This is a genomic window from Salegentibacter holothuriorum (assembly GCF_900168045.1).
GTDB lineage: Bacteria > Bacteroidota > Bacteroidia > Flavobacteriales > Flavobacteriaceae > Salegentibacter > Salegentibacter holothuriorum.
Genome location: NZ_FUYY01000002.1, coordinates 497,149 through 517,521, shown reverse-complemented (window position 1 = coordinate 517,521; position 20,373 = coordinate 497,149). Strand labels below are relative to the sequence as shown.

18 protein-coding genes are annotated in these 20,373 nt (G+C 35.7%); 13 read left to right on the top strand and 5 right to left on the bottom strand.

The annotated features are described in order from the left end of the window. The first annotated feature begins 122 nt into the window (after positions 1-122). From B5X51_RS06715 to B5X51_RS06705, 3 genes are read left to right on the top strand one after another with little or no spacing between them, the layout of a single operon-like run. The gene (locus tag B5X51_RS06715; RefSeq protein WP_079720214.1) at positions 123-494 is read left to right on the top strand and encodes a YtxH domain-containing protein; all 372 of its coding nucleotides are present in this window, start codon (positions 123-125) and stop codon (positions 492-494) included. 12 nt (positions 495-506) lie between these two features. Further along, positions 507-857, top strand: coding sequence for a phage holin family protein (locus B5X51_RS06710; RefSeq protein WP_079720213.1), 351 nt, complete (start codon positions 507-509; stop codon positions 855-857). 5 nt (positions 858-862) lie between these two features. After that, the gene (locus B5X51_RS06705) at positions 863-1,096 is read left to right on the top strand and encodes a DUF6327 family protein (protein WP_079720211.1); all 234 of its coding nucleotides are present in this window, start codon (positions 863-865) and stop codon (positions 1,094-1,096) included. Positions 1,097-1,291: 195 nt separating this feature from the next. On the opposite strand, the gene B5X51_RS06700 is transcribed toward B5X51_RS06705, so the two are convergent. Both B5X51_RS06700 and gltX read right to left on the bottom strand, forming a co-directional pair. Further along, on the bottom strand, positions 1,292-2,254 hold the full coding sequence (locus B5X51_RS06700) for an SPFH domain-containing protein (protein ID WP_079720210.1): 963 nt from the start codon (positions 2,252-2,254) through the stop codon (positions 1,292-1,294). A 321-nt stretch (positions 2,255-2,575) separates the two neighbouring features. Then, positions 2,576-4,093: a glutamate--tRNA ligase gene (gene gltX / locus B5X51_RS06695; RefSeq protein ID WP_079720208.1), complete on the bottom strand. Its 1,518-nt coding sequence runs from the start codon at positions 4,091-4,093 to the stop codon at positions 2,576-2,578. 116 nt (positions 4,094-4,209) lie between these two features. Here gltX and B5X51_RS06690 point away from each other — a divergent pair, with 116 nt between their 5' ends. The 5 genes from B5X51_RS06690 to B5X51_RS06670 all read left to right on the top strand — a co-directional run bounded on the left by B5X51_RS06690 (position 4,210) and on the right by B5X51_RS06670 (position 11,777). Further along, a complete protein-coding gene (locus B5X51_RS06690) occupies positions 4,210-7,470 on the top strand; it encodes a DUF4175 family protein (RefSeq protein ID WP_079720206.1) in 3,261 nt (1,086 codons plus the stop codon). Then, positions 7,463-7,882, top strand: a complete 420-nt coding sequence (ybeY, locus tag B5X51_RS06685; protein WP_079720743.1) for an rRNA maturation RNase YbeY — start codon at positions 7,463-7,465, stop codon at positions 7,880-7,882. Before B5X51_RS06690 ends, ybeY begins: the two co-directional genes overlap by 8 nt. Positions 7,883-7,903: 21 nt before the next feature. Next, positions 7,904-9,775, top strand: coding sequence for a tRNA uridine-5-carboxymethylaminomethyl(34) synthesis enzyme MnmG (gene mnmG, locus B5X51_RS06680; RefSeq protein WP_079720205.1), 1,872 nt, complete (start codon positions 7,904-7,906; stop codon positions 9,773-9,775). Positions 9,776-10,201: 426 nt separating this feature from the next. Next, positions 10,202-11,035, top strand: coding sequence for a class I SAM-dependent methyltransferase (locus B5X51_RS06675; RefSeq protein WP_079720203.1), 834 nt, complete (start codon positions 10,202-10,204; stop codon positions 11,033-11,035). A 226-nt stretch (positions 11,036-11,261) separates the two neighbouring features. Continuing rightward, a complete protein-coding gene (locus tag B5X51_RS06670; RefSeq protein ID WP_317042102.1) occupies positions 11,262-11,777 on the top strand; it encodes an OmpH/Skp family outer membrane protein in 516 nt (171 codons plus the stop codon). Between the two features lie 148 nt (positions 11,778-11,925). Here the strand turns inward: B5X51_RS06670 and B5X51_RS06665 are convergent, their stop codons facing one another. Next, complete coding sequence (locus B5X51_RS06665; protein ID WP_079720202.1) at positions 11,926-12,321, bottom strand: DoxX family protein; 396 nt, start codon at positions 12,319-12,321, stop codon at positions 11,926-11,928. 4 nt (positions 12,322-12,325) lie between these two features. Then, positions 12,326-13,480, bottom strand: a complete 1,155-nt coding sequence (locus B5X51_RS06660; protein WP_079720200.1) for a DNA polymerase III subunit — start codon at positions 13,478-13,480, stop codon at positions 12,326-12,328. A 139-nt stretch (positions 13,481-13,619) separates the two neighbouring features. Here B5X51_RS06660 and B5X51_RS06655 point away from each other — a divergent pair, with 139 nt between their 5' ends. From B5X51_RS06655 to B5X51_RS06645, 3 genes are read left to right on the top strand one after another with little or no spacing between them, the layout of a single operon-like run. Further along, positions 13,620-14,804: a phosphoglycerate kinase gene (locus tag B5X51_RS06655; RefSeq protein WP_079720198.1), complete on the top strand. Its 1,185-nt coding sequence runs from the start codon at positions 13,620-13,622 to the stop codon at positions 14,802-14,804. Positions 14,805-14,852: 48 nt separating this feature from the next. Continuing rightward, positions 14,853-16,436, top strand: a complete 1,584-nt coding sequence (locus B5X51_RS06650; RefSeq protein ID WP_079720197.1) for a lytic transglycosylase domain-containing protein — start codon at positions 14,853-14,855, stop codon at positions 16,434-16,436. Between the two features lie 24 nt (positions 16,437-16,460). Then, on the top strand, positions 16,461-17,441 hold the full coding sequence (locus B5X51_RS06645; protein WP_079720195.1) for a DUF4837 family protein: 981 nt from the start codon (positions 16,461-16,463) through the stop codon (positions 17,439-17,441). A gap of 73 nt (positions 17,442-17,514) precedes the next feature. Here B5X51_RS06645 and tatA read toward each other — a convergent pair whose 3' ends face one another. Beyond that, a complete protein-coding gene (gene tatA / locus B5X51_RS06640) occupies positions 17,515-17,727 on the bottom strand; it encodes a twin-arginine translocase TatA/TatE family subunit (RefSeq protein WP_079720193.1) in 213 nt (70 codons plus the stop codon). 203 nt (positions 17,728-17,930) lie between these two features. Here tatA and B5X51_RS06635 point away from each other — a divergent pair, with 203 nt between their 5' ends. Together B5X51_RS06635 and B5X51_RS06630 are read left to right on the top strand one after the other, a co-directional pair. Beyond that, positions 17,931-18,800 (top strand): M23 family metallopeptidase, encoded by an 870-nt coding sequence (locus B5X51_RS06635; RefSeq protein WP_079720191.1) that lies wholly within the window; start codon positions 17,931-17,933, stop codon positions 18,798-18,800. 71 nt (positions 18,801-18,871) lie between these two features. Beyond that, a complete protein-coding gene (locus B5X51_RS06630; RefSeq protein ID WP_079720190.1) occupies positions 18,872-20,371 on the top strand; it encodes a GH3 auxin-responsive promoter family protein in 1,500 nt (499 codons plus the stop codon). Positions 20,372-20,373: the final 2 nt, after the last annotated feature.

The following is a 20,373-nucleotide window of genomic DNA, read 5'->3' as shown; positions in this document are numbered from 1 at the left end:
TAAGTGGCTTTTTAAGAATATTTTAGTAAAGCATTTTAACATATTAACCGGTTATTAACAGCATTCACTTAATCCATCTTGTATATTTGGATTTAGTATTAACTTTACTAATAAAAACTATTATGGCAAATACAGGAAATACACTACTAGCATTAATTACCGGAGCTGCAATTGGAGCAGGAGTAGGTTTATTATATGCTCCAGATAGCGGTGAAAAAACCCGTAAGAAATTAAAAGATGAGTCTAAGAAGGCTCAGGATAAATTGAATAAAAAGTATACCGAAACTTCTTCCAACTTAACCGAAAAAGCGAAACAAGCCCGTGTAGATTTTGAAGCACGTTTAGAAGAAACACTTTCTTCGGCAAGTCACAAAGCAGATGATATTCTTACTGCAATGGAAACTAAATTAGAAGAGCTTAGAAAGCAGAATGCCAAATTACAGAAAGAGGGGGAAAGCGGAGATAAAGGTAAACCTAATAAAGCAGTAGTATAGAGAAACATTTTTATGGCATTTGAAAAACTAGCTAATAGTATAGAGGAGTTAAATTATAATTTAAAGGCATTTGCTCACAGCAATTCCGAATATTATAAACTCCAATTCTTTAAACAGGCAATGAAAGGGGCTACTGGTCTCGTTTATGGTCTTCTATTGGGTATTTTTTTCATTTTTGCTATAATTTTGATTTCCGTAGCCCTTGCTATTGTTATTAGCGAGGCTATAGGTTCCCCTAGTTCCGGATACTTTATTGTTGGAGGATTCTACTTTTTAGTCTTTTTACTTATTCTTATTTTTGGTAAAAAACCGATTGAAAAATTTCTACTGGTAAAGGTTTCAAGAAAATTTTTTAACGACTAATCACTATGAAAGAGTATAGTTCATTTAAAGAGATAGATAGGGATTTAAAAATTTTGAAGCTTCAAACAAAAATAGATCAGGAAGAGATAAAATTAAATATAGAGCGAACAAAAGGCGCTTTATCGCCATTATCCCTTGCAGGAAGTATGGTAGGATCAATTTTACAGAAAGCCTTTATCCTTAAAGCTGTAACAAAGCTTACCGGTTTAAGAAAGGTAACTGCTAAAGTAAAAGGCTAAAAGACTTCTTATATATTATAAGGGTTTGAAAGTTTGTTTTTTGAATCAAACGTCATTCTGAATTTATTTCAGAATCTAACTTTTTAGAACTCCGAACAAATTTCGGAGCAGGCTCTGAAACAAGTTAGTTCGGGTTGACGCAGATAGAAAATAAACCTTCAAACCTTTTTTTATTTATAGAGGTTTTTAAAATAATTACCTTCTTCTCGAATCATCCTGATCCTTTTTTTCCTGCTCAATTTCCTCATTTTTCTTACGCATAGCTTCACCAATCTGGTTAGAAGCCGTAAATGATGCCACCATATTATTAAGCATATCGCTGCCGGCCTGTGGGGAATTTGGTAATAAAATAAGATTACTGTTGGTTTCTTCACCAATGGCTTGCAAGGTATCATAATGCTGCGTCACCACAATTAATGCTGAAGCTTCCTGGGAGTTTATCCCTACATTATTCAGTACATCTACGCTTTCTTCAAGTCCGCGCGCAATTTCCCTTCTTTGATCGGCAATTCCCTGTCCCTGTAAACGCTTACTTTCGGCTTCGGCTCGAGCTTTGGCAACAATACGTATTCTTTCGGCTTCTCCTTCGTATTCTGCGGCCACTTTCTCGCGTTCTGCTGAGTTTATTCGGTTCATCGCATGCTTTACCTGCTCATCTGGGTCAATGTCTGTTACAAGCGTTTTAATGATGTCATAACCATAATCTTGCATAGATTGGTTGAGTTCACGATTAACGGCAATGGCAATATCATCCTTTCGTTCAAAAACATCATCTAAGATCATTTTTGGAACTTCGGCTCTTACCACATCAAAAACATAAGAAGTAATTTGGTCTGCCGGGCTCTCAAGTTTATAGAAAGCGTCGTAGATATTTGTTCTAATTACCTGGAATTGTACCGAAATTTTTAGCTTCACAAATACATTATCCTTGGTTTTGGTTTCTACTAAAACATCCAGTTGTTGTACTTTTAAATTGATTCTGCCGGCAATTTGATCTATTACCGGAATCTTTAAATGAAGACCGGAGTTTTTAATGCTTTTAAACTTTCCGAAACGTTCAAGAATCGCGGCTTTTTGTTGGCGAACAGTAAAAATCCCACTGAAAAGTATCACCAGAAATAAAACAATAATTAGGGGGAGGAAAAGGTAACTTAGCATAGTTGAAATTTATGAATTGATTGTTCACCAAGATAGTGAAACTTTGCTCGATAATCGAGATTAAATGCGACGTCCCGCATAGCTATCGGGATGCATCGAAATCAAATTATATTTTCGAACAACAATGCTTCGTTAGCTTGCTCTGAAGTAGTTTACTTAGCTAGGTTGTAGAAGGTAAGAACAAAAAATAGGCTTTTATCGTCATTGCGATCCCGATTTTTATCGGGAGAAGCAATCTCTTCAACTGAAAAGATTGCTTCACTCGTACCTCATTCGCAATGACGTGCAAACAGCCTACTCTAAAAGTAAATCTTAATTATTTTAACCTAAAGTTTTTATCGCTTTTTCCAGTCGGGAAATACTTTCTTCTTTTCCAATCATTTCAGCGATTTCGTAAAGGTCCGGACCTTGCATTGCACCAACTAAGGCTAACCTAAAAGGTTGCATCACTTTACCAAAACCAACTTCTTTTTGCTGGATCCAGGCTTTTACTTCGGCCTGAACGGCTTCTGCTTTAAAATTTTCCTGTTCTTTTAGTACCTGAATTAATTCTTGCATCAAATCGGCAGTACCTTCTTTCCATGCTTTCTTAGCATTTTTAGGATCGTAAGAAGTAGGAGCAAGGAAGAAAAAATAACCCTGGTCCCATATATCATTCACAAAAACAGCACGCTCTTTCATTAAGCTTACTACTTTTAAAACATAGTCTGAAGAAACCTCAATTTCCTTTTTCTCAATTATTTTCTCTAGTTTTTCAGCGATTATTTTTTCATCTGCCTCGTGCATATAATGCTGCTGAAACCACTTGGTCTTTTCTGGATCAAATTTAGCTCCGCCTTTATGAACACGGTCTATTTCAAAAGCTTCAACCAGTTCGTTTAGTTTAAAGAATTCCTGCTCAGTACCTGGATTCCAACCTAAAAAGGCCAGCATATTGGTAACGGCTTCCGGGAAATATCCATCTTCTCTATAACCTGCAGAAATTTCTCCGGAACTAGGATCTTTCCATTCCAGCGGAAATACAGGAAAACCTAGTTTGTCTCCATCTCGTTTGCTTAATTTTCCTTTTCCCTGAGGCTTCAGAATAAGCGGTAAATGTGCAAACTTAGGCGCGTCCCAGCCAAAAGCCCTGTATAACATAAAATGAAGCGCCAGCGAAGGCAGCCATTCTTCACCACGTATAACGTGAGAGATTTCCATTAAATGATCGTCTACAATATTGGCCAGGTGATACGTTGGCATCCCATCGCTTTTAAATAAAACCTTATCGTCTAAAGTGCTGGTATCAATTTCCATTGCACCGCGAATCTCATCTTTAATAAGGAGATTTTCGGCTGCTGGCGATTTAAATCTAATGACATAATTCTCATCTGCATCTAATTTTTCTCTAACCTCGTCTTCAGAAAGTGCAAGCGAATTTTGCAATTTCATTCTATTGTGCCAGTTGTAGATAAAGGTCTTGCCTTTTTCTTCGTGATCTTTTCTATGTGCGTCTAACTCTTCAGCCGTATCAAAAGCATAATAAGCTTGATTCTTTTTTAGAAGTTCTTCAGCATATTTTTTATAAATATCCTTGCGTTCACTTTGGCGGTAAGGGCCGTAATCGCCTTCTTTCCCGGGACCTTCATCAAAAGGAATTCCGCACCAATTAAGGGAATTAATTATATATTCTTCAGCGCTTTCAACGTATCGATTTTGATCGGTATCTTCTATACGTAACACAAAATCTCCCTTGTGTTTTTTGGCAAATAAATAATTATATAAAGCTGTTCTTACCCCGCCAATATGCAAAGGGCCGGTTGGACTTGGCGCAAAACGCACGCGAACTTTAGCAGACATATCTAGTTTTGTTTTTAACTACAAAGATACAACCTTATTAAACGAAACCTAATGAGAGTCGCATCAATACTACGGAAATCACTCCACCAAAATTGTTGTATTTTTAAGCTTCAATTATGGAAAATTACAATCAAATAAAAAGAAAGCTGGCGGCCTTTATCAGGAAGTTTTATCTGAATAAATTGCTGAAAGGAATTATCTTATTTCTGGCCATTGGCTTGCTTTATTTCTTAAGCGTTTTGACGATAGAACATTTTCTGTGGTTAGAACCTTCCGAAAGAACTTTACTATTCTGGATTTTTGTTGGAGTAGAGGTGATGCTCTTGGGATACTTTATTATAATTCCGGTTACGAAACTATTTAAATTTTCTAGCGGAATAAATGATGAAGATGCTTCAAGAATTATCGGGGCGCATTTTCCTGAAGTAAGCGATAAATTGCTGAATATTCTTCAGCTTAAAAAAGATTCTCAACAATCTGAATTATTATTAGCAGGGATCGAACAAAAGTCGGCAGGATTAAATAAGGTTCCATTTACCCGCGCTGTAGATTATAAAGAAAACCGGAAATACTTAAAATACGCCTTATTTCCATTGGTATTGATTTTAGGACTTTTAGTTACCGGAAATATTAAATTGATTGCTTCGCCCTTAGACAGACTGGCAAACCATAATACCGAGTTTGAAGCACCCGCGCCATTCAGGTTTATAATTTTAAACGATTCTTTGAAAACCAGGGAGTTCTCTGAATATAAAATCCTGGTAAAAACAGAAGGAAATATAATTCCCGAAAAGCTTGAAATTTCTTATAACGCACAAACCTATTTTTTAAAACAAGTAGCCCCGGGAAGTTTTGAATATACTTTTAAAAGACTTCAGAATAATCTAAATTTTAAATTGAGTGCCAACGGCATAAATTCTAAAGAATATACCCTTGAAACCCTAAAAGTACCCAAACTTTTAGATTTCAAAATGAAGTTTGGCTATCCCAATTACATAGGAAATCTTAATGATAGTTTAAGTGGCTCTGGAAATGTAAATGTACCGGAAGGCACAAAAATCACCTGGATTTTTAATACCCGAAATACCGAAATTCTCAATTTTTCAACAAAAGATTCTTTAATAAAACTTTCTGCTAAAAACTCCGCTTTCCAATATTCCCAGTCGGTTTATTCCCGTTTGGATTATAGGGTAAGCACATCAAATAAGGCGATTAAAAACTTTGAGGCTTTAGATTATTCCATAAACGTGATCAAGGATGAATATCCGGTAATTGAAATTCAACAGAAACTGGATAGTACAGATAATAGTACGCAATATTTCTATGGTAAACTTTCTGACGACTATGGTTTAAATAGGTTAAATCTGGTTTATTATATTGAGAATAAAGAAGATAGCCTTCAAAAAGAAGAGATTTCGATCTCTAAGGCCGCTTTTGATGATTTTCATTACACATTTCCCGGAAATTTGGATTTAGAACCCGGAGAAACCTATAATTTTTATTTTCAGCTTTGGGATAATGATGGTGTTAATGGGAGTAAAGGCACAAAAAGTTCAACCTTTAGTTTTAGAAAGAAAACACGTGATGAAATAGAAGAGGAGAAGTTAAGACAGCAAGGGGAGTCTATAAATAATTTGAGTGAAAGTTTAAAGGATATTAAATCTTCAGAAGAAGAGTTAAATGAACTTAACCGTTTACAAAAGGAAAATAAAAACCTTGATTATAATCAGCGTAAAAAGTTTCAAAATTTTATTCGACGCCAAAAGCAACAATCTGAAATGATGCGTAATTATTCTGAAAAACTTAGAAATAGTTTTGAAGAAAATGAGCAGGAATTAAATTCAGATTCTCCTGAAAAAGATGAACTCAAAAAGCGTTTAGATAGAAATGAAAAACGCCTTCAGGAGAATGAAGCATTATTGAAAGAGTTGCAAGAAATAGCCGATAAGATCAATCGGGAAGAGTTGGGAGAAAAACTGGAAGAGCTTTCGAAAAGAAATCAAAGTGAAGGAAGAAATTTAGAGCAGCTTTTAGAATTAACCAAACGCTATTATGTAGAGGAAAAACTTCAGAAATTGGCGAGAGATTTGGATAAACTTTCTGAAAAACAAAATCAATTGTCAGAAAATTCTGATGTTGAATCTTTAGAGAAGCAAAAGAAAATTTCGGAGGAATTTGATGAATTTCAGCAAGAAATGGATGAACTGGAAGAGGATAATAACGATCTACAAAAGCCAACAGATTTACCTCGTGACGAAGTTGATGAAGAAAGTATAGAAAAAGAATTGAATGATGCAGAGGAAAATTTAAATAAAGGAGACAGGGAAAAGGCAAAAGAAAAACAGAAGAATGCTGGGCAGCAAATGAAGGAAATCAGCCAAAAAATGCAGCAGCGTTCTATGCAGCAAAGTGGAGAAGAATTAAAGGCTGATATTGAAACCCTTCGACAAATACTGGATAATTTGGTCACATTTTCATTTCAGCAGGAAGAATTATTGGAAGATTTCAGTAAAATAGATATCAATAATCCGGGATATGCGGCCAGGCTTAGAAGACAAAACGATCTTAGGGAAAACTTTAGGCATATTGATGATAGTTTATATTCCCTTGCGCTTAGTAATCCTATGATCACAGAAAATATTACAAAAAGCTTAACCAATATTGAATTTGATATCGATAAATCTTTGGAACGTCTTGCCGAAAATCAATTACCTCAGGGAACATCTAGCCAACAATATGTAGTAACCGGTGCAAATGATTTGGCTTATATGTTAAGTGAAATTCTATCGATGATGCAACAACAGGCAAATCCGCAATTAGGAAAAGGTCAGGGGGAAAGTTCAGAATTTCAACTTCAGGATATTATTAAAAAGCAGCAAGAAATTAATAAGGATTTTCAGGAGCAGGGAAAACAGCAGAAAGGAAAACAAAATGAAGGAAAGAAACCCGGGGAAGGAATGGGAGAAGGGGAGATGGAAGGCTTATTTGAGATTTATAAGGCTCAACAGGAACTTAGGCAGCGATTGCAAGAATTAAATCAGAAAGATGGATCGCGAGAAGGAAAGCAAATAGAAGAGCAAATGAAGGAGGTAGAGGAGCAATTATTGGACAAAGGTTTTGATCGTGAAAGCCTTCAGAAATTGCAGCAATTGGAACACGAATTGATGGAGTATGAAGACGCGCGTTGGCAACAGGGACAAAATAATAAGCGGGAGTCTGAAACCAATCTTCAGCAGTTTGATAACCGGGCTAAAGATCAAAGTATTAAGGCTAAAGAATATTTTAATTCTATAGAAATTTTAAATAGACAAAGCTTACCTTTGCGCGAAATTTATAAACAGAAAGTAAAAACCTATTTTGAGCGAACAGATAATTAATTTTTATTCGGAAAATGACTTTGAGTTTCAGAACGAAAAATCTTTTGATGCCTGGATAAGAAAAGTAATTTCTTCAGAAGAGAAGGAATTGGGGGAGATTAATTACATTTTTTGCGACGACGATTATTTGTATAAGATCAATCTTAAATTTTTAGATCACGATACTTATACTGATATTATTTCTTTTGATAATTGTGAAGGAAATGAATTGAATGGAGATATTTTTATTAGTACAGATCGTGTTAAGGAAAATGCTGCGGAATACAATGTGGATTTTTCTGAAGAACTAAAACGGGTTGTTGTGCATGGGATTTTACACCTTTGTGGATATCCAGATAAAACTGAAAGTGAAGCTGTTTTAATGCGACAGAAGGAAGACGAAAAGATTGCATTGTTCCACGTGGAACAATAAATTTAGAAAGAGAAAATTTTTATGTTCGAAAGTGAATATGATGTTATAGTAGTTGGTGCCGGTCACGCTGGAAGTGAAGCCGCAGCCGCAGCCGCTAATATGGGAGCTAAAACCTTATTGGTGACGATGAACCTGCAGAATATTGCGCAAATGAGTTGTAATCCTGCTATGGGTGGGATTGCAAAAGGACAAATTTTGCGTGAGATTGATGCGATGGGGGGTTATAGCGGATTGGTGAGTGATACCAGTGCCATTCAATTTAAAATGCTTAATAAATCTAAAGGGCCTGCAATGTGGAGTCCAAGAGTGCAAAGCGACAGAATGATGTTTGCTGAGCATTGGAGACTTAGGTTAGAGCAAACACCTAATCTTGATTTTTACCAGGAAATGGTTGCCGGTTTAATTTTAGAAGGCAATGAACTTAAAGGGGTGAGAACTTCTTTAGGCCTGGAAATTCGAGCTAAATCTGTGGTGCTTACCAACGGTACTTTTTTAAATGGATTGATTCATATTGGTGATAAGAATTTTGGTGGTGGTAGAGCAGGGGAAAGAGCCGCTACCGGAATCACGAAAGATCTTGTTGATGCAGGTTTTGAATCTGGTAGAATGAAAACCGGAACACCTCCTAGAGTAGATGGTAGATCTTTAGATTATTCTAAAATGGTTGAGCAACCAGGGGATGATGTTCCTTCAAAATTTTCTTTTTTAGATGAAACCCAACCATTAAAAAAACAGCGATCTTGTTATATGACATACACCTCTCCCGAGGTACACGAAATTCTTAAAGATGGGTTTGATAGATCGCCTATGTTTAATGGACGGATACAAAGTATAGGTCCTAGATATTGCCCAAGTATTGAAGATAAAATAAATAGATTTGCAGATAAGGATAGGCATCAACTTTTTGTAGAACCGGAAGGTTGGAATACGGTAGAAGTTTATGTAAACGGTTTCTCAACTTCGCTTCCCGAGGACGTTCAATTTAAAGCCTTAAAATCTGTTGCCGGATTTGAAAATGTAAAATTTTTTAGACCTGGTTATGCAATAGAATACGATTATTTTCCACCTACGCAGTTAAAACATACTTTGGAAACGAAGTTGGTTGACGGGCTATATTTCGCCGGTCAAATTAATGGCACTACAGGATACGAAGAAGCCGCTTGCCAGGGATTAATGGCTGGCATAAATGCCGCTCTAAAAGTTCAGGAAAAGGAAGAATTTATCATTAAAAGAAACGAAGCTTATATAGGAGTTCTTATAGACGATCTTATAACAAAAGGTACTGAAGAACCTTATAGAATGTTTACTTCCCGTGCTGAATACAGAACTTTGTTACGTCAGGATAATGCCGATTTTAGATTAACGGAACGTTCCTATAAAATTGGTTTAGCTTCGGAAGAACGAATGCGAAAAATGGAGGAGAAGAAAGAAAAATCTTCCGATTTTGTAAAGTTCCTTAAGAATAAAAGTGTGTCCCACGAGGATGCTAATCCTATATTGGAAGCGAATAACTCTTCGCTTATGAAACAAAGCGATAAGATCTTTAAGATATTTTCACGTCCGAATATTACGATGAACGATGTTCGAAATTTCCCTGGAGTAGAAACGTATATACAGGAGAATAATTTGAATACCGAGATTTTGGAACAAACCGAAATCCAGGTAAAGTATTCGGGTTATATTGAAAAGGAAAAGAACAACGCCGATAAATTGAATAGACTGGAGGATGTGAAAATTCCGAACGGATTTGATTATTCTCAAATTAAATCTATGTCTTTTGAAGCAAGGGAAAAGTTGAAAAGAGTGCAGCCTACTTCTATTTCCCAGGCTTCAAGAATTAGCGGGGTGAGTCCTAACGATATCTCTGTTTTGTTGGTTTATATGGGAAGATAATTTGCAACGTTCCACGTGGAACAAATTTCTATTACAATAGATTATTGAGTTAAATCTGGAAGAAATAATTTAAAAAACATATTAAAGAATAGCTGAAGTTTGTAATATTATAAAACTGCTTTAGGTGTTATTTTATTTTAGAAAATGAAACTATCTAGTGAGTTTTTAAAGCATTTTTCGGGAAGAATTAGATAGTAAAATTTAGTTCATTTTTTTTGATTTTTCCGGCAGGGTAGGAATTGATTTTAGTTTTTAAAGTAGAGAACGGTTTAAAGGTTTTTTAGAGATTACTGAAGTCTTTAAATCCAGACTAAACCTCTGAACAGAGAACCCTATTTAATTAAAATTTATACGCTAAGAATTAATTGAAATGCTTAAAGAATTTTCAAACTTTACCGCGAATAATCTCAATCAAAAATTCTTTTAATGACCAATACAAATTTTCATTTAACCTGTAAAGATCATTTAGTATCTGGCAAGGAATTTCAATTGCAAATGAAAAGCGATTTTGAAATATTGGAAACGAATCCAAAACCTAAAAATCTTTCGGCCTATTACGAAAGTGAAAATTATATTTCCCATACAGATTCCAATCAAAGTTTTACCGATAAAATTTACCAGGCCGTAAAAAACTTTATGTTATTGCAAAAATTGAAATGGATCCATAAAGTTTCCGAAGGAAATAATCTATTAGATATTGGGGCAGGTACAGGAGATTTTTTGTTGGCTGCAAAAAGAAAGAAATGGAATGTTGAAGGAATTGAACCAAATGCACAGGCAAGAAAATTGGCCTGTGAAAAGGGTATTGAACTTCAGCAAGAATTAGCTTTATTTAAAGAGAATTCTTTTGACGTGATTTCTATGTGGCACGTTTTAGAACATGTTCCGGATTTGGAGGTTCAGCTTAAAGAATTATATCGCTTGTTAAAACCAAATGGAGTAGCAGTTATAGCTGTTCCTAATTTTAAAAGTTTTGATGCAGAACATTACAAAGAGTTTTGGGCAGCTTATGATGTGCCAAGACATCTTTGGCATTTTTCCCAAAATGGAATTACCGGATTATTTAAAAAGTATAATTTTGAAAAACTTCAAACTAAAGCTTTGGTTTTTGATTCCTTTTATGTGAGTTTGCTTTCAGAAAAAAACAAAACAGGGAAATCAAATATGATAAAATCTTTTAAAGTTGGTATAAGATCAAATTTGAAAGCGAAAACCACTTCAGAATATTCTTCCCTTGTCTATTTCTTCCGAAAATGCTAAAAAACGCATTTTAAGCTTATTTAAGCCTGTTTTTGATTCGGGATGACGTAGTATTCGGTTTGTTTTAAGAAAGCTTCTTATTTACAAGCTATTTAATTCATTTTCTATTCATTTAATTTATTGTAACAACTGTTTATATAAGAATTCCTTATATACCTCCAGTAAGTCAATTTTGATTTAAATCGAAAATTAACTTTCATACATTTGTGACAAATAAATTAAACTAATGATGAAAAAACTTTTAATGATTTTGGTAGTTGCTGTTTTACTTACTTCCTGTGACCAGGAAAAAACAGCTTATGTAGATACCACAAAACTTATCCAGGAGTACAAAGAAATGAAAGATGTGGAAGCGGACTTTACTTCTAAATCAGATTCGGTAAAAAGACAATTAGATTCTATTGCCAGAGGATTTCAGCAAGAAGTTCAGGCTTACCAGCAGGAAATGAATTCTATGTCTCAGGCAAAACGTCAGGAAAAAGAGCAGGAATTAATGCAGAAGCAACAAAGAATTCAGCAACAACAGCAAATGCAAGGTAATCGCCTTAGAGAGCAGAGCGATGCTGTTATAGATTCTGTGGTTGATAAAGTAAAGGATTATGTAGCAAATTACGGTGAAGAGAATGGTTACACTTATATTTTTGGCTCCAACGAGTCTGCAAATATTATGTATGCAAAAGATGGGAAAGATCTAACCCAGGAAATCCTGGATAATTTGAATGAAACTTATAATAAGAACTAGACTTAAGTTCTGATTTTTTTAAAGTAGGTCTGAGAAGTCATTCTTTTCGTCAAGCTGAACTTGTTTCAGCTTCTAAGTTAATTTTAACCTAGATCCTGAAATAAATTCAGGATGACGAGATTAGAAATTTCTCAGACCTCTTTATATTTTAAGACATTAAAAAAACACCAAAAATTACTACTAGAAAGTAGCCGGTTAATGTAAAAGCACCAGCATAATCTTTGGCTACACGTTGTCCAAATAATAACATTATTAATGTTATAGCGGCCAATATGCAGGCGTAAAGTGCTATTGTTGGGTCGTTGTAAGCGATTAGCCAAATAATTCCCAGAATAGTGGCAAACCCGGTAATGATTTCAATGATCATTATTATTCCTACCATTAAGGGTACCTGGCCGGCAAGAAAAGTTCCCGAAAAATGTTCTTTTAACCACCCGGTGTTTCCTTTCCAGTCTGCAGCTTTATCTATTCCTGATTGTAAGAATGTAATTAGAATAAATAATAGAATAAGAAGTTCAGTAATATTTGCGTAAACGTGTTCCATAATTTTAAGCGGCTTTTTTATGTAAATATCGAGTTAATCTAATAGAAAGGTCGGTAAGGATAATTTTTGCATTTCCGTTTCTTTCAATGTGATAAATAGCTTCTTCAAGCGCGGCAATAATCTCTTTTATATTATTTCCGTGCACAAACGGCGCAAATTTCTCCAGTTTAAATCCAGGCGTTGCCGGTTCAAGATATACTAGTTTTTCGGCTTTATAATTCAGCATTAAGGCCTGCCTAAAAAAGTCTATGCAATACAGTAAAAAGCTCTTTTGAGATTCCCGGCCCATTCCTGCAATTTCTTCGCTCCAGGCTATAAGTTCTAACACCGTAGCTCGATTTCCTTTTGCTTTAAATGCACTACGCACCCAATTTATAAACCAGGTCTCAAATTGCTGATCTCCGCTATCTTTTTGTAATAAATGTAAAGCGCGGGTATAACTGCCGTTAGCCTGGTGAGCAATTTTTAAAGCCTCGGGCTTGCTACAATTTTCATTTTTTTCTAAAAATGAGGCAATTTCATCTTCCGGTAAAGGAGGGAAATGCAGTTTTTGGCAACGTGACCTTATGGTTTGTATAATTTGCTCTTCATCTTCAGTAACGAGCAGAAAAAGCGTATTGTTTGGTGGTTCTTCTATTAATTTCAACAATTTATTGGCAGCCGCAGTGTTCATCTTTTCGGCCATCCAAATAATCATTATTTTAAATCCGCCTTCGTAAGCCTTTAAAGAAAGAGATTTAACCACTTCCTGGGCTTCATCTACACCAATTTGACCTTGCTTATTTTCAATTCCCAGTTTTTGGTACCATTCAAATAAACTTCCGTAGGGATTGGTTTTTATAAATTCTCGCCATTCTTCTAAAAAGTGAGAAGAAACCGGATGTTTTTTTATCTTTTGATTGGCAGCCACGGGAAAGGCAAAGTGAAGATCTGGATGCGCTAGTTTTTTAAACCGCTCATTACAGTTGCTGTTTCCAGAGGTATTATTTCCTTCCTTATTTTTACAAAGTATGTATTGTGCATAAGCAATGGCAAGAGGCAAAGTACCACTACCAGTTTTTCCAACAAATAATTGTGCATGTGGAACACGACCATTATTGGCAGTAGTAGTAAGATGTTTCTTTAGATGCTGTAAACCTATTATTTCTTCAAAAAGCATAAGCAAATATAAAATTTATATACACTTTAATGTCTTCGGAAAAATTTATATTTGTAATTAGTACAAGCTTAATCAATGTCCATTGTGCTTAATGTTAATCAACCCAACCAGATTTTTGGTTTAATAAAAGAAATGAAGAATGAAGACTTTAAACGATTTTAATTTTAAAGATAAGCAAGCATTAATTAGAGTAGATTTTAATGTTCCGTTAGATAAGGATTTAAATGTAACCGATGCAAACAGGATTGAAGCTGCCAAACCAACTATTATCAAGGTATTAGAAGATGGTGGAAGCGTAGTTTTAATGTCTCATTTGGGAAGACCAGATGGTCATGAAGAAAAATATTCCCTAAAGAATATTGTAAAGAAGATTTCAGAAGTTATTGGAGTAGAACCAAAATTTGTAGATAACTGCGTTGGAGAGGATGTTCAAGCTGCTGCTGATAATTTAAAACCTGGCGAAATATTATTATTGGAAAACCTTAGGTTTCATAAAGAAGAAAAAGCCGGAGATGAAGATTTTGCAAAACAGCTTTCTAAATTAGGAGATGTTTATGTGAACGATGCTTTTGGTACCGCTCACCGGGCTCATGCTTCAACTACTATAGTAGCTAAATATTTTGATGATAAGTGCTTCGGTTATTTATTGGAAAAAGAGATTAAGAATCTGGATAAAGTTCTTCATAGTAAAGAAAAACCGGTAACCGCTGTTTTAGGAGGTGCAAAGGTTTCTTCTAAGATTACGGTAATTGAGAATATTCTTGATAAAGTAGATCACTTAATTATTGGAGGCGGAATGGCCTATACCTTTATTCTTGCCAAAGGCGGAAAAATAGGAACCTCTCTGGTAGAAGAAGATAAGCAAGAGTTGGCTTTACAAATTCTTAAGAAAGCAGAAGCCAAGAACGTAGAAGTTCACCTTCCAGTAGATTCTATTATTGCTGATAGTTTTTCTGAACAGGCCACAACCGATGTGAGTAAGATTAATGAAATTCCAGATGGTTGGATGGGACTTGATGCAGGACCTGAGAGTATTAAAAACTTTGATGCGGTAATAAAGAAATCTAAAATCATCCTTTGGAACGGTCCACTCGGAGTTTTTGAAATGGAAAAATTTTCAAAAGGTACTGTAGCTTTAGGAAATTCAATTGCTGAAGCAACTAAAAACGGAGCTTTCTCTTTAGTTGGGGGCGGTGACTCTGTTGCGGCAGTTAAAAAATTCGGTTTTGAAGAAAAAGTAAGCTATGTTTCTACCGGAGGCGGAGCTATGTTAGAAATGTTAGAAGGGAAATCTCTGCCAGGTATTCAGGCAATTGGGAAATAAACGTACTAGAAGTTTCAATTTTACGTTCTTTTTAAAATCTTGAATATTATGGTTAAGCATATAATTTTATCACTTGTAGTACTTTTTGGAATTAGCTTGCATGCGCAAGAGGAAACTAAAAAAAAGCAGGTAGAGAAGGCTAATTTTAGAGTACAGATCTTCCAAAAGGTAGATAGCAGTGAAATTATTCTTGCTCATCCAGATCCTGAGTTTAGGGATAAATTACCAATTTCGGCTGTGATTAGAGATTCTTCTGCGGTATCGCTGCAAGACTATCCTCGTGCAGCCGAAATTGATTCTGTTTGGAGGGCGCAGCTTACCAATTCAGATCTTTTTGATTCCATGTATAAAAGCATCAGGGAACAGGAGTATGAAGAAGAGGTTAATAAAGAACTTCCTACCGATACTTTAAAGGCCAGACTCGCTAAACTAAATGCCCGTACACCTTTTAATGTTCAGTATCATCCGGTTCTGGAAAATGTTATAAATTCTTATTTAAAGCGGAATAAAAAAGCTATGGAACGCCTAATGGCGTTAAGTGAATATTATTTCCCAATGTTTGAGCAGCAATTGGATAGGTATGATATTCCACTAGAAATTAAATATCTGGCCATTGTAGAGTCGGCTTTAAACCCAAGGGCAAAATCCTGGGTAGGGGCTACGGGACTATGGCAGTTTATGTATAGAACGGGTAAGGCACATGGTTTAGATGTAAGCAGCTATGTAGATGAACGTATGGATCCGCAAAAATCTACCCAGGCCGCTGCAGAATATCTGGCAAATTTGTACCGTACTTTTGAAGATTGGGATTTGGTACTTGCCTCTTATAACTCTGGCCCCGGAAATGTTTCAAAGGCAATTCGCAGAAGTGGCGGGTCTAATAATTACTGGGAATTAAGACGATTTTTACCAAGGGAAACTGCTGGATATGTACCCGCATTCCTGGCTACACTCTATCTTTTTGAATACGCTGATGAGCATAATTTTCAGCCACCGGCTCCCGAAATTGCTTTTTTTGAAACCGATACGATTAAGGCAAAACAGTTAATCACTTTTGAACAAATTTCTAAAGTTACCGGGGTAGAAGAAAAGATGCTTCAATTCTTAAACCCCAGTTATAAATTAGATGTTATTCCTTTTATAGAGGATGAAGATTATATGATAAGACTTCCTACAAGCGCTAGTGGTGCTTTTGTAAGCAATGAGGCGGCAATCTATAATTTTGCTAAAGAAGAACTTAAAAAGAAAGAAAAGGCACTTCCCGAGTATGTAAAAGCAGAAAATAAGATTAGATACCGCGTAAAAAGTGGCGATTATTTAGGGAAAATTGCAGAAAGATACGGGGTAGGAGTAAGCAGTATAAGACGCTGGAATGATCTTAGGGGGAATAATATTAGAATTGGGCAATATCTTACTATTTATCCACGAAAGCCCGGGGTAAACACCCAAAATGCTTCTGCTGGAAATAGCCAGAAGAACAATGCCAAAACCTATACCGTTAGAAAAGGAGATTCACTTTGGAGTATTTCTAAAAAGTTTCCGGGAGTTACGGTACAGAATTTGAGGTCTTGGAATGATATGGGTTCTAACAGCCTAAAACCCGGAATGAAACTTAAACTTTCTAAGGGTTAATCATTTCAAACCAAACTAAAAACAATGAAAAAAACATTATTTCTTCTATTCAGTTTAGTTTTTCTAGTCTCCTGTAATGAAAATGGAGATAAAGCAGAAGAACGAATCCTATCAGATTCTTCAGGAAATATTAACCAAATTACCTTAATTATTGAAAATGAGCTTTGGGAAGGTAAGGTTGGTGAAGCTATAAGAGATAATTATGCTGCTGTCGTAGAAGGGCTTCCACAGGATGAGCCTATGTTCTCTTTAAGCCAGATTCCTCCTAAAACATTTAGTGGTTTTGTGCGCAGAAACCGTTCGTTTATATCGGTACAGAAGGGTGATGAAGCTGGAGCCAGGATTGTTAAAGACCTTTACGCCCGCCCACAAACCGGGGTAATAATATCTGGTGAAAACGAAGAGGAACTTATTCACGTGATTAATGAAAGTTCAGAAAAATTAGTTTCAGCCTTTAAGCAGACTGAAATGAAAGAAAAACAGCGCCGCATGGGCAAATCCCTTAAAAAGGATGGAAAGCTTGAAGAAAAGTTCGGTTTATCACTTAATTTTCCCTCAGCTTATAGATATGCGCTGGAAGAAGAAAACTTTGTGTGGATAAGAAAGGAAATTCCGAAGGGAAATATGGAAATTCTTATTTACGAGGTGCCAATTAATCAAATTGAGGCTGATACTAATACTATTGGAAATATTATAAAAATGCGGGATTCTATTGGAAATGCACATATTCCTGGGCCTACTGAAGGAAGTCATATGATCACTGAAGAAGCCTACGCCCCTTATCTATTTGAAACTGAAATTGATGGGAAATTCGCTTATGAAACGCGGGGAACCTGGGAGGTAAAGGGTGCATTTATGGCCGGGCCATTCTTAAACTACGCCATTAAGGATGAAGCAAACAATCGCTTTGTAGTAGTTGAGGGCTTTGTGTTTTCTCCATCTAGAGGAAAACGGGATAATATGTTTGAGTTGGATGCAATTCTGCAATCTGCCGATATTGAATAAGGCAGCTAATAAAATAAATAAAAAAGCCCAAACTTCTAAGTTTGGGCTTTTTTATTATAAGGTAGTTGTGTGCTTATTTTTTCTCGTTAGAAAAGTTTTTGTCATCAGAAGGAACTGTCTTCTCGCCATCTTCATCTTTAGAAGCGTCTTTAAATTCTTTAATTCCACTACCTAATCCTCTCATCAATTCAGGAATTTTTCGACCTCCAAAAAGAAGCAAAATTACCACAACAATTAATATAATTTGTGGAGCACCAATGGCTAATGGTAAAATAAATGCATTCATAATATATGATTTTAATATTACAAACTTAACAAGAATAAAGTAATTACAACGTTAATATAGCTTAAATTTAAGTTATACTTGAGTTTGGTTCTCATATTGTAAGCATCCCTGGTGCTCAAAAATTAGTGCTTTTAATATGCAAAAGAATAAAAGTAAGTTTATATCCTGCATTAATTGACTTAAATTATATTTGTAAGCGAATTATGGCTGAAAATAAAAAAGACAGAAAAAAAATAACAAAGAAGTTACTTCATAAGTACCGAATGATCGTGTTAAATGAGGATACTTTTGAGGAGAAACTTTCTTTTAAATTAACCCGGCTCAACATTTTTGTTACCATTACCCTTAGCGCCATAATTCTTATTGCTGCCACGACCTATATTATTGCCTTTACTCCGCTTAAAGAATATATTCCGGGCTACTCCTCGGCACAACTAAAGCAACAGGCGTCTCAATTGGCATATCAATCAGATTCCCTACAGCAGGTTTTAAAACTCAATAATCAATATTTAAGTTCCATAAAAGATGTACTTACAGGCAAAGCTGATACTTCTAGCCTTAACAGGGACTCTCTTATAGAAAATCCTATAATGGGTCAGGAAATTGAAGCAATAGAACCTTCCAGGGCCGATTCTCTTCTGAGAGAAGAAGTTTTACAGGAGGATAAATATAACGTATTACCATCGGCAACAGATAATATAGATTTTTCTTTATTTCCGCCGGTTAAAGGATCAATTTCTGAAGAATATGATGCTAAAGAAAAACATTTTGCAGTAGATATTGTGGTGGCTAAAAATACCCCGGTAAAATCTATAGCCGATGGACGTATAATTTTTTCAGAATGGACTACAGAAACCGGTTATGTTATTATTATAAAACACCAATATGGTTTATTGTCGGTCTACAAGCACAATGCTTCCCTGGCTAAAGAACAAGGTGAAAATGTGAGAAGGGGAGAGGTGATTGCAACTGCCGGTTCTACCGGAGAATATACTACCGGCCCACATTTGCATTTTGAGCTTTGGAATGAAGCCGTGCCCGTAGACCCTACAGATTATATTGATTTTGATTAATAAATCACGACCTTTGCAGGGCTAAAGGTATTGCTGATGTAGAAGTATGCCATTTAATTTCAAAACAACCTATGTCTTTAAAGTCGTTTGGAGCAAAGATTTTTGCTAAAAATATCCGAAAAAAAATAGATAAATGGGCTTCAAAACCTGAAGCCACGCAAGAAAAAGTATTTCAGGAGCTAATTGAGAAAGCCAAAGACACCAAATTTGGAAGGGATCACGATTTTAAGAACATTAAATCCTATACTGATTTTGCTAAAAAAGTACCGGTTCGGGATTACGAAGAATTGCGGTTTTATGTAGATAAAATGGTAGCTGGCGAACCCGATATATTATGGCCCGGAAAACCTTTGTATTATGCCAAAACCTCTGGAACAACCAGCGGTGCAAAGTATATTCCACTTACCAAAGATTCTATGCCTTCGCATATTAATGCGGCCAGAAATGCAATTTTATGTTATATAGCCGAAACCGGCAATGCTAAATTTGTTGACGGAAAAATGATCTTTCTTCAGGGAAGTCCCGAGATGGAAGAGAAAAATGGTGTAAAACTAGGTCGTTTATCAGGGATCGTGGCGCATTACGTGCCTTCCTATCTTCAGAAAAACAGAATGCCCAGCTGGGAAACCAATTGTATAGATGATTGGGAGACTAAAGTTGATGCTATAGTAGAAGAAACCAGAAGCGAGAATATGAGCATAATTAGCGGTATTCCATCCTGGGTGCAAATGTATTTTGAAAGACTTCAGCAAAAAACCGGCAAGAAAGTCGGTGAGCTATTCCCAAATTTTGACTTGTTTATTTACGGCGGAGTAAATTATGAACCTTACCGTTCTAAATTTGAAAACCTTATTGGAAGAAAAGTAGATAGCATAGAATTATACCCGGCTTCAGAAGGATTTTTCGCTTTTCAGGATAAACAAACCGAAAAAGGAATGTTACTACAACTTGACTCAGGAATGTTCTACGAGTTCATAAAAGCCGATGAATTTTTTGATGAAAATCCTAAACGACTTAGCATTGGTGAGGTTGAAACAGGCATAAATTACGTGATGCTGGTTTCTTCCAACGCAGGCCTTTGGGCTTACAATATTGGTGATACGGTACAATTTACCAGTACAAAGCCTTATCGAGTTATTGTTTCGGGTAGGATAAAACATTTTATTTCAGCTTTCGGGGAACATGTTATTGCCAAGGAAGTAGAAGAAGCGATTCAGGAAGCTACTCTAGCTACAAATGCCCAAATAAGTGAGTTTACTGTAGCGCCACAAATCACTCCTGAAAATGAAGAACTACCCTACCACGAGTGGTTTATAGAATTTGAAAAAGAGCCTGTAGATTCAGCGAAATTCAGTAAAATCCTGGATAAAAGCCTTCAAAAGCAAAATTCTTACTATTTTGATCTTATTGAAGGAAAAATTCTTCAACCATTAAAAATATCAAGAGTTCCAGAAAACGGTTTTCAGCAGTATATGAAATCTATTGGAAAACTGGGCGGACAAAATAAACTGCCACGCCTGGCCAACGATCGTAAAATTGCAGAAGTTCTGGAGAAAATAATAAAAGCATAAAA

Bases quoted from the DNA above. Each gene is read 5' to 3' on its own strand.
- B5X51_RS06700 (WP_079720210.1), bottom strand. From the start codon at position 2,254: ATGCTAAGTTACCTTTTCCTCCCCCTAATTATTGTTTTATTTCTGGTG.
- B5X51_RS06675 (WP_079720203.1), top strand. From the start codon at position 10,202: ATGACCAATACAAATTTTCATTTAACCTGTAAAGATCATTTAGTATCT.
- B5X51_RS06660 (WP_079720200.1), bottom strand. From the start codon at position 13,480: ATGCTTTTTGAAGAAATAATAGGTTTACAGCATCTAAAGAAACATCTT.
- B5X51_RS06670 (WP_317042102.1), top strand. From the start codon at position 11,262: ATGATGAAAAAACTTTTAATGATTTTGGTAGTTGCTGTTTTACTTACT.
- B5X51_RS06645 (WP_079720195.1), top strand. From the start codon at position 16,461: ATGAAAAAAACATTATTTCTTCTATTCAGTTTAGTTTTTCTAGTCTCC.
- tatA (WP_079720193.1), bottom strand. From the start codon at position 17,727: ATGAATGCATTTATTTTACCATTAGCCATTGGTGCTCCACAAATTATA.
- B5X51_RS06690 (WP_079720206.1), top strand. From the start codon at position 4,210: ATGGAAAATTACAATCAAATAAAAAGAAAGCTGGCGGCCTTTATCAGG.
- B5X51_RS06710 (WP_079720213.1), top strand. From the start codon at position 507: ATGGCATTTGAAAAACTAGCTAATAGTATAGAGGAGTTAAATTATAAT.
- B5X51_RS06635 (WP_079720191.1), top strand. From the start codon at position 17,931: ATGGCTGAAAATAAAAAAGACAGAAAAAAAATAACAAAGAAGTTACTT.
- gltX (WP_079720208.1), bottom strand. From the start codon at position 4,093: ATGTCTGCTAAAGTTCGCGTGCGTTTTGCGCCAAGTCCAACCGGCCCT.
- B5X51_RS06655 (WP_079720198.1), top strand. From the start codon at position 13,620: ATGAAGACTTTAAACGATTTTAATTTTAAAGATAAGCAAGCATTAATT.
- mnmG (WP_079720205.1), top strand. From the start codon at position 7,904: ATGTTCGAAAGTGAATATGATGTTATAGTAGTTGGTGCCGGTCACGCT.
- B5X51_RS06630 (WP_079720190.1), top strand. From the start codon at position 18,872: ATGTCTTTAAAGTCGTTTGGAGCAAAGATTTTTGCTAAAAATATCCGA.
- B5X51_RS06650 (WP_079720197.1), top strand. From the start codon at position 14,853: ATGGTTAAGCATATAATTTTATCACTTGTAGTACTTTTTGGAATTAGC.
- B5X51_RS06705 (WP_079720211.1), top strand. From the start codon at position 863: ATGAAAGAGTATAGTTCATTTAAAGAGATAGATAGGGATTTAAAAATT.
- B5X51_RS06715 (WP_079720214.1), top strand. From the start codon at position 123: ATGGCAAATACAGGAAATACACTACTAGCATTAATTACCGGAGCTGCA.
- B5X51_RS06665 (WP_079720202.1), bottom strand. From the start codon at position 12,321: ATGGAACACGTTTACGCAAATATTACTGAACTTCTTATTCTATTATTT.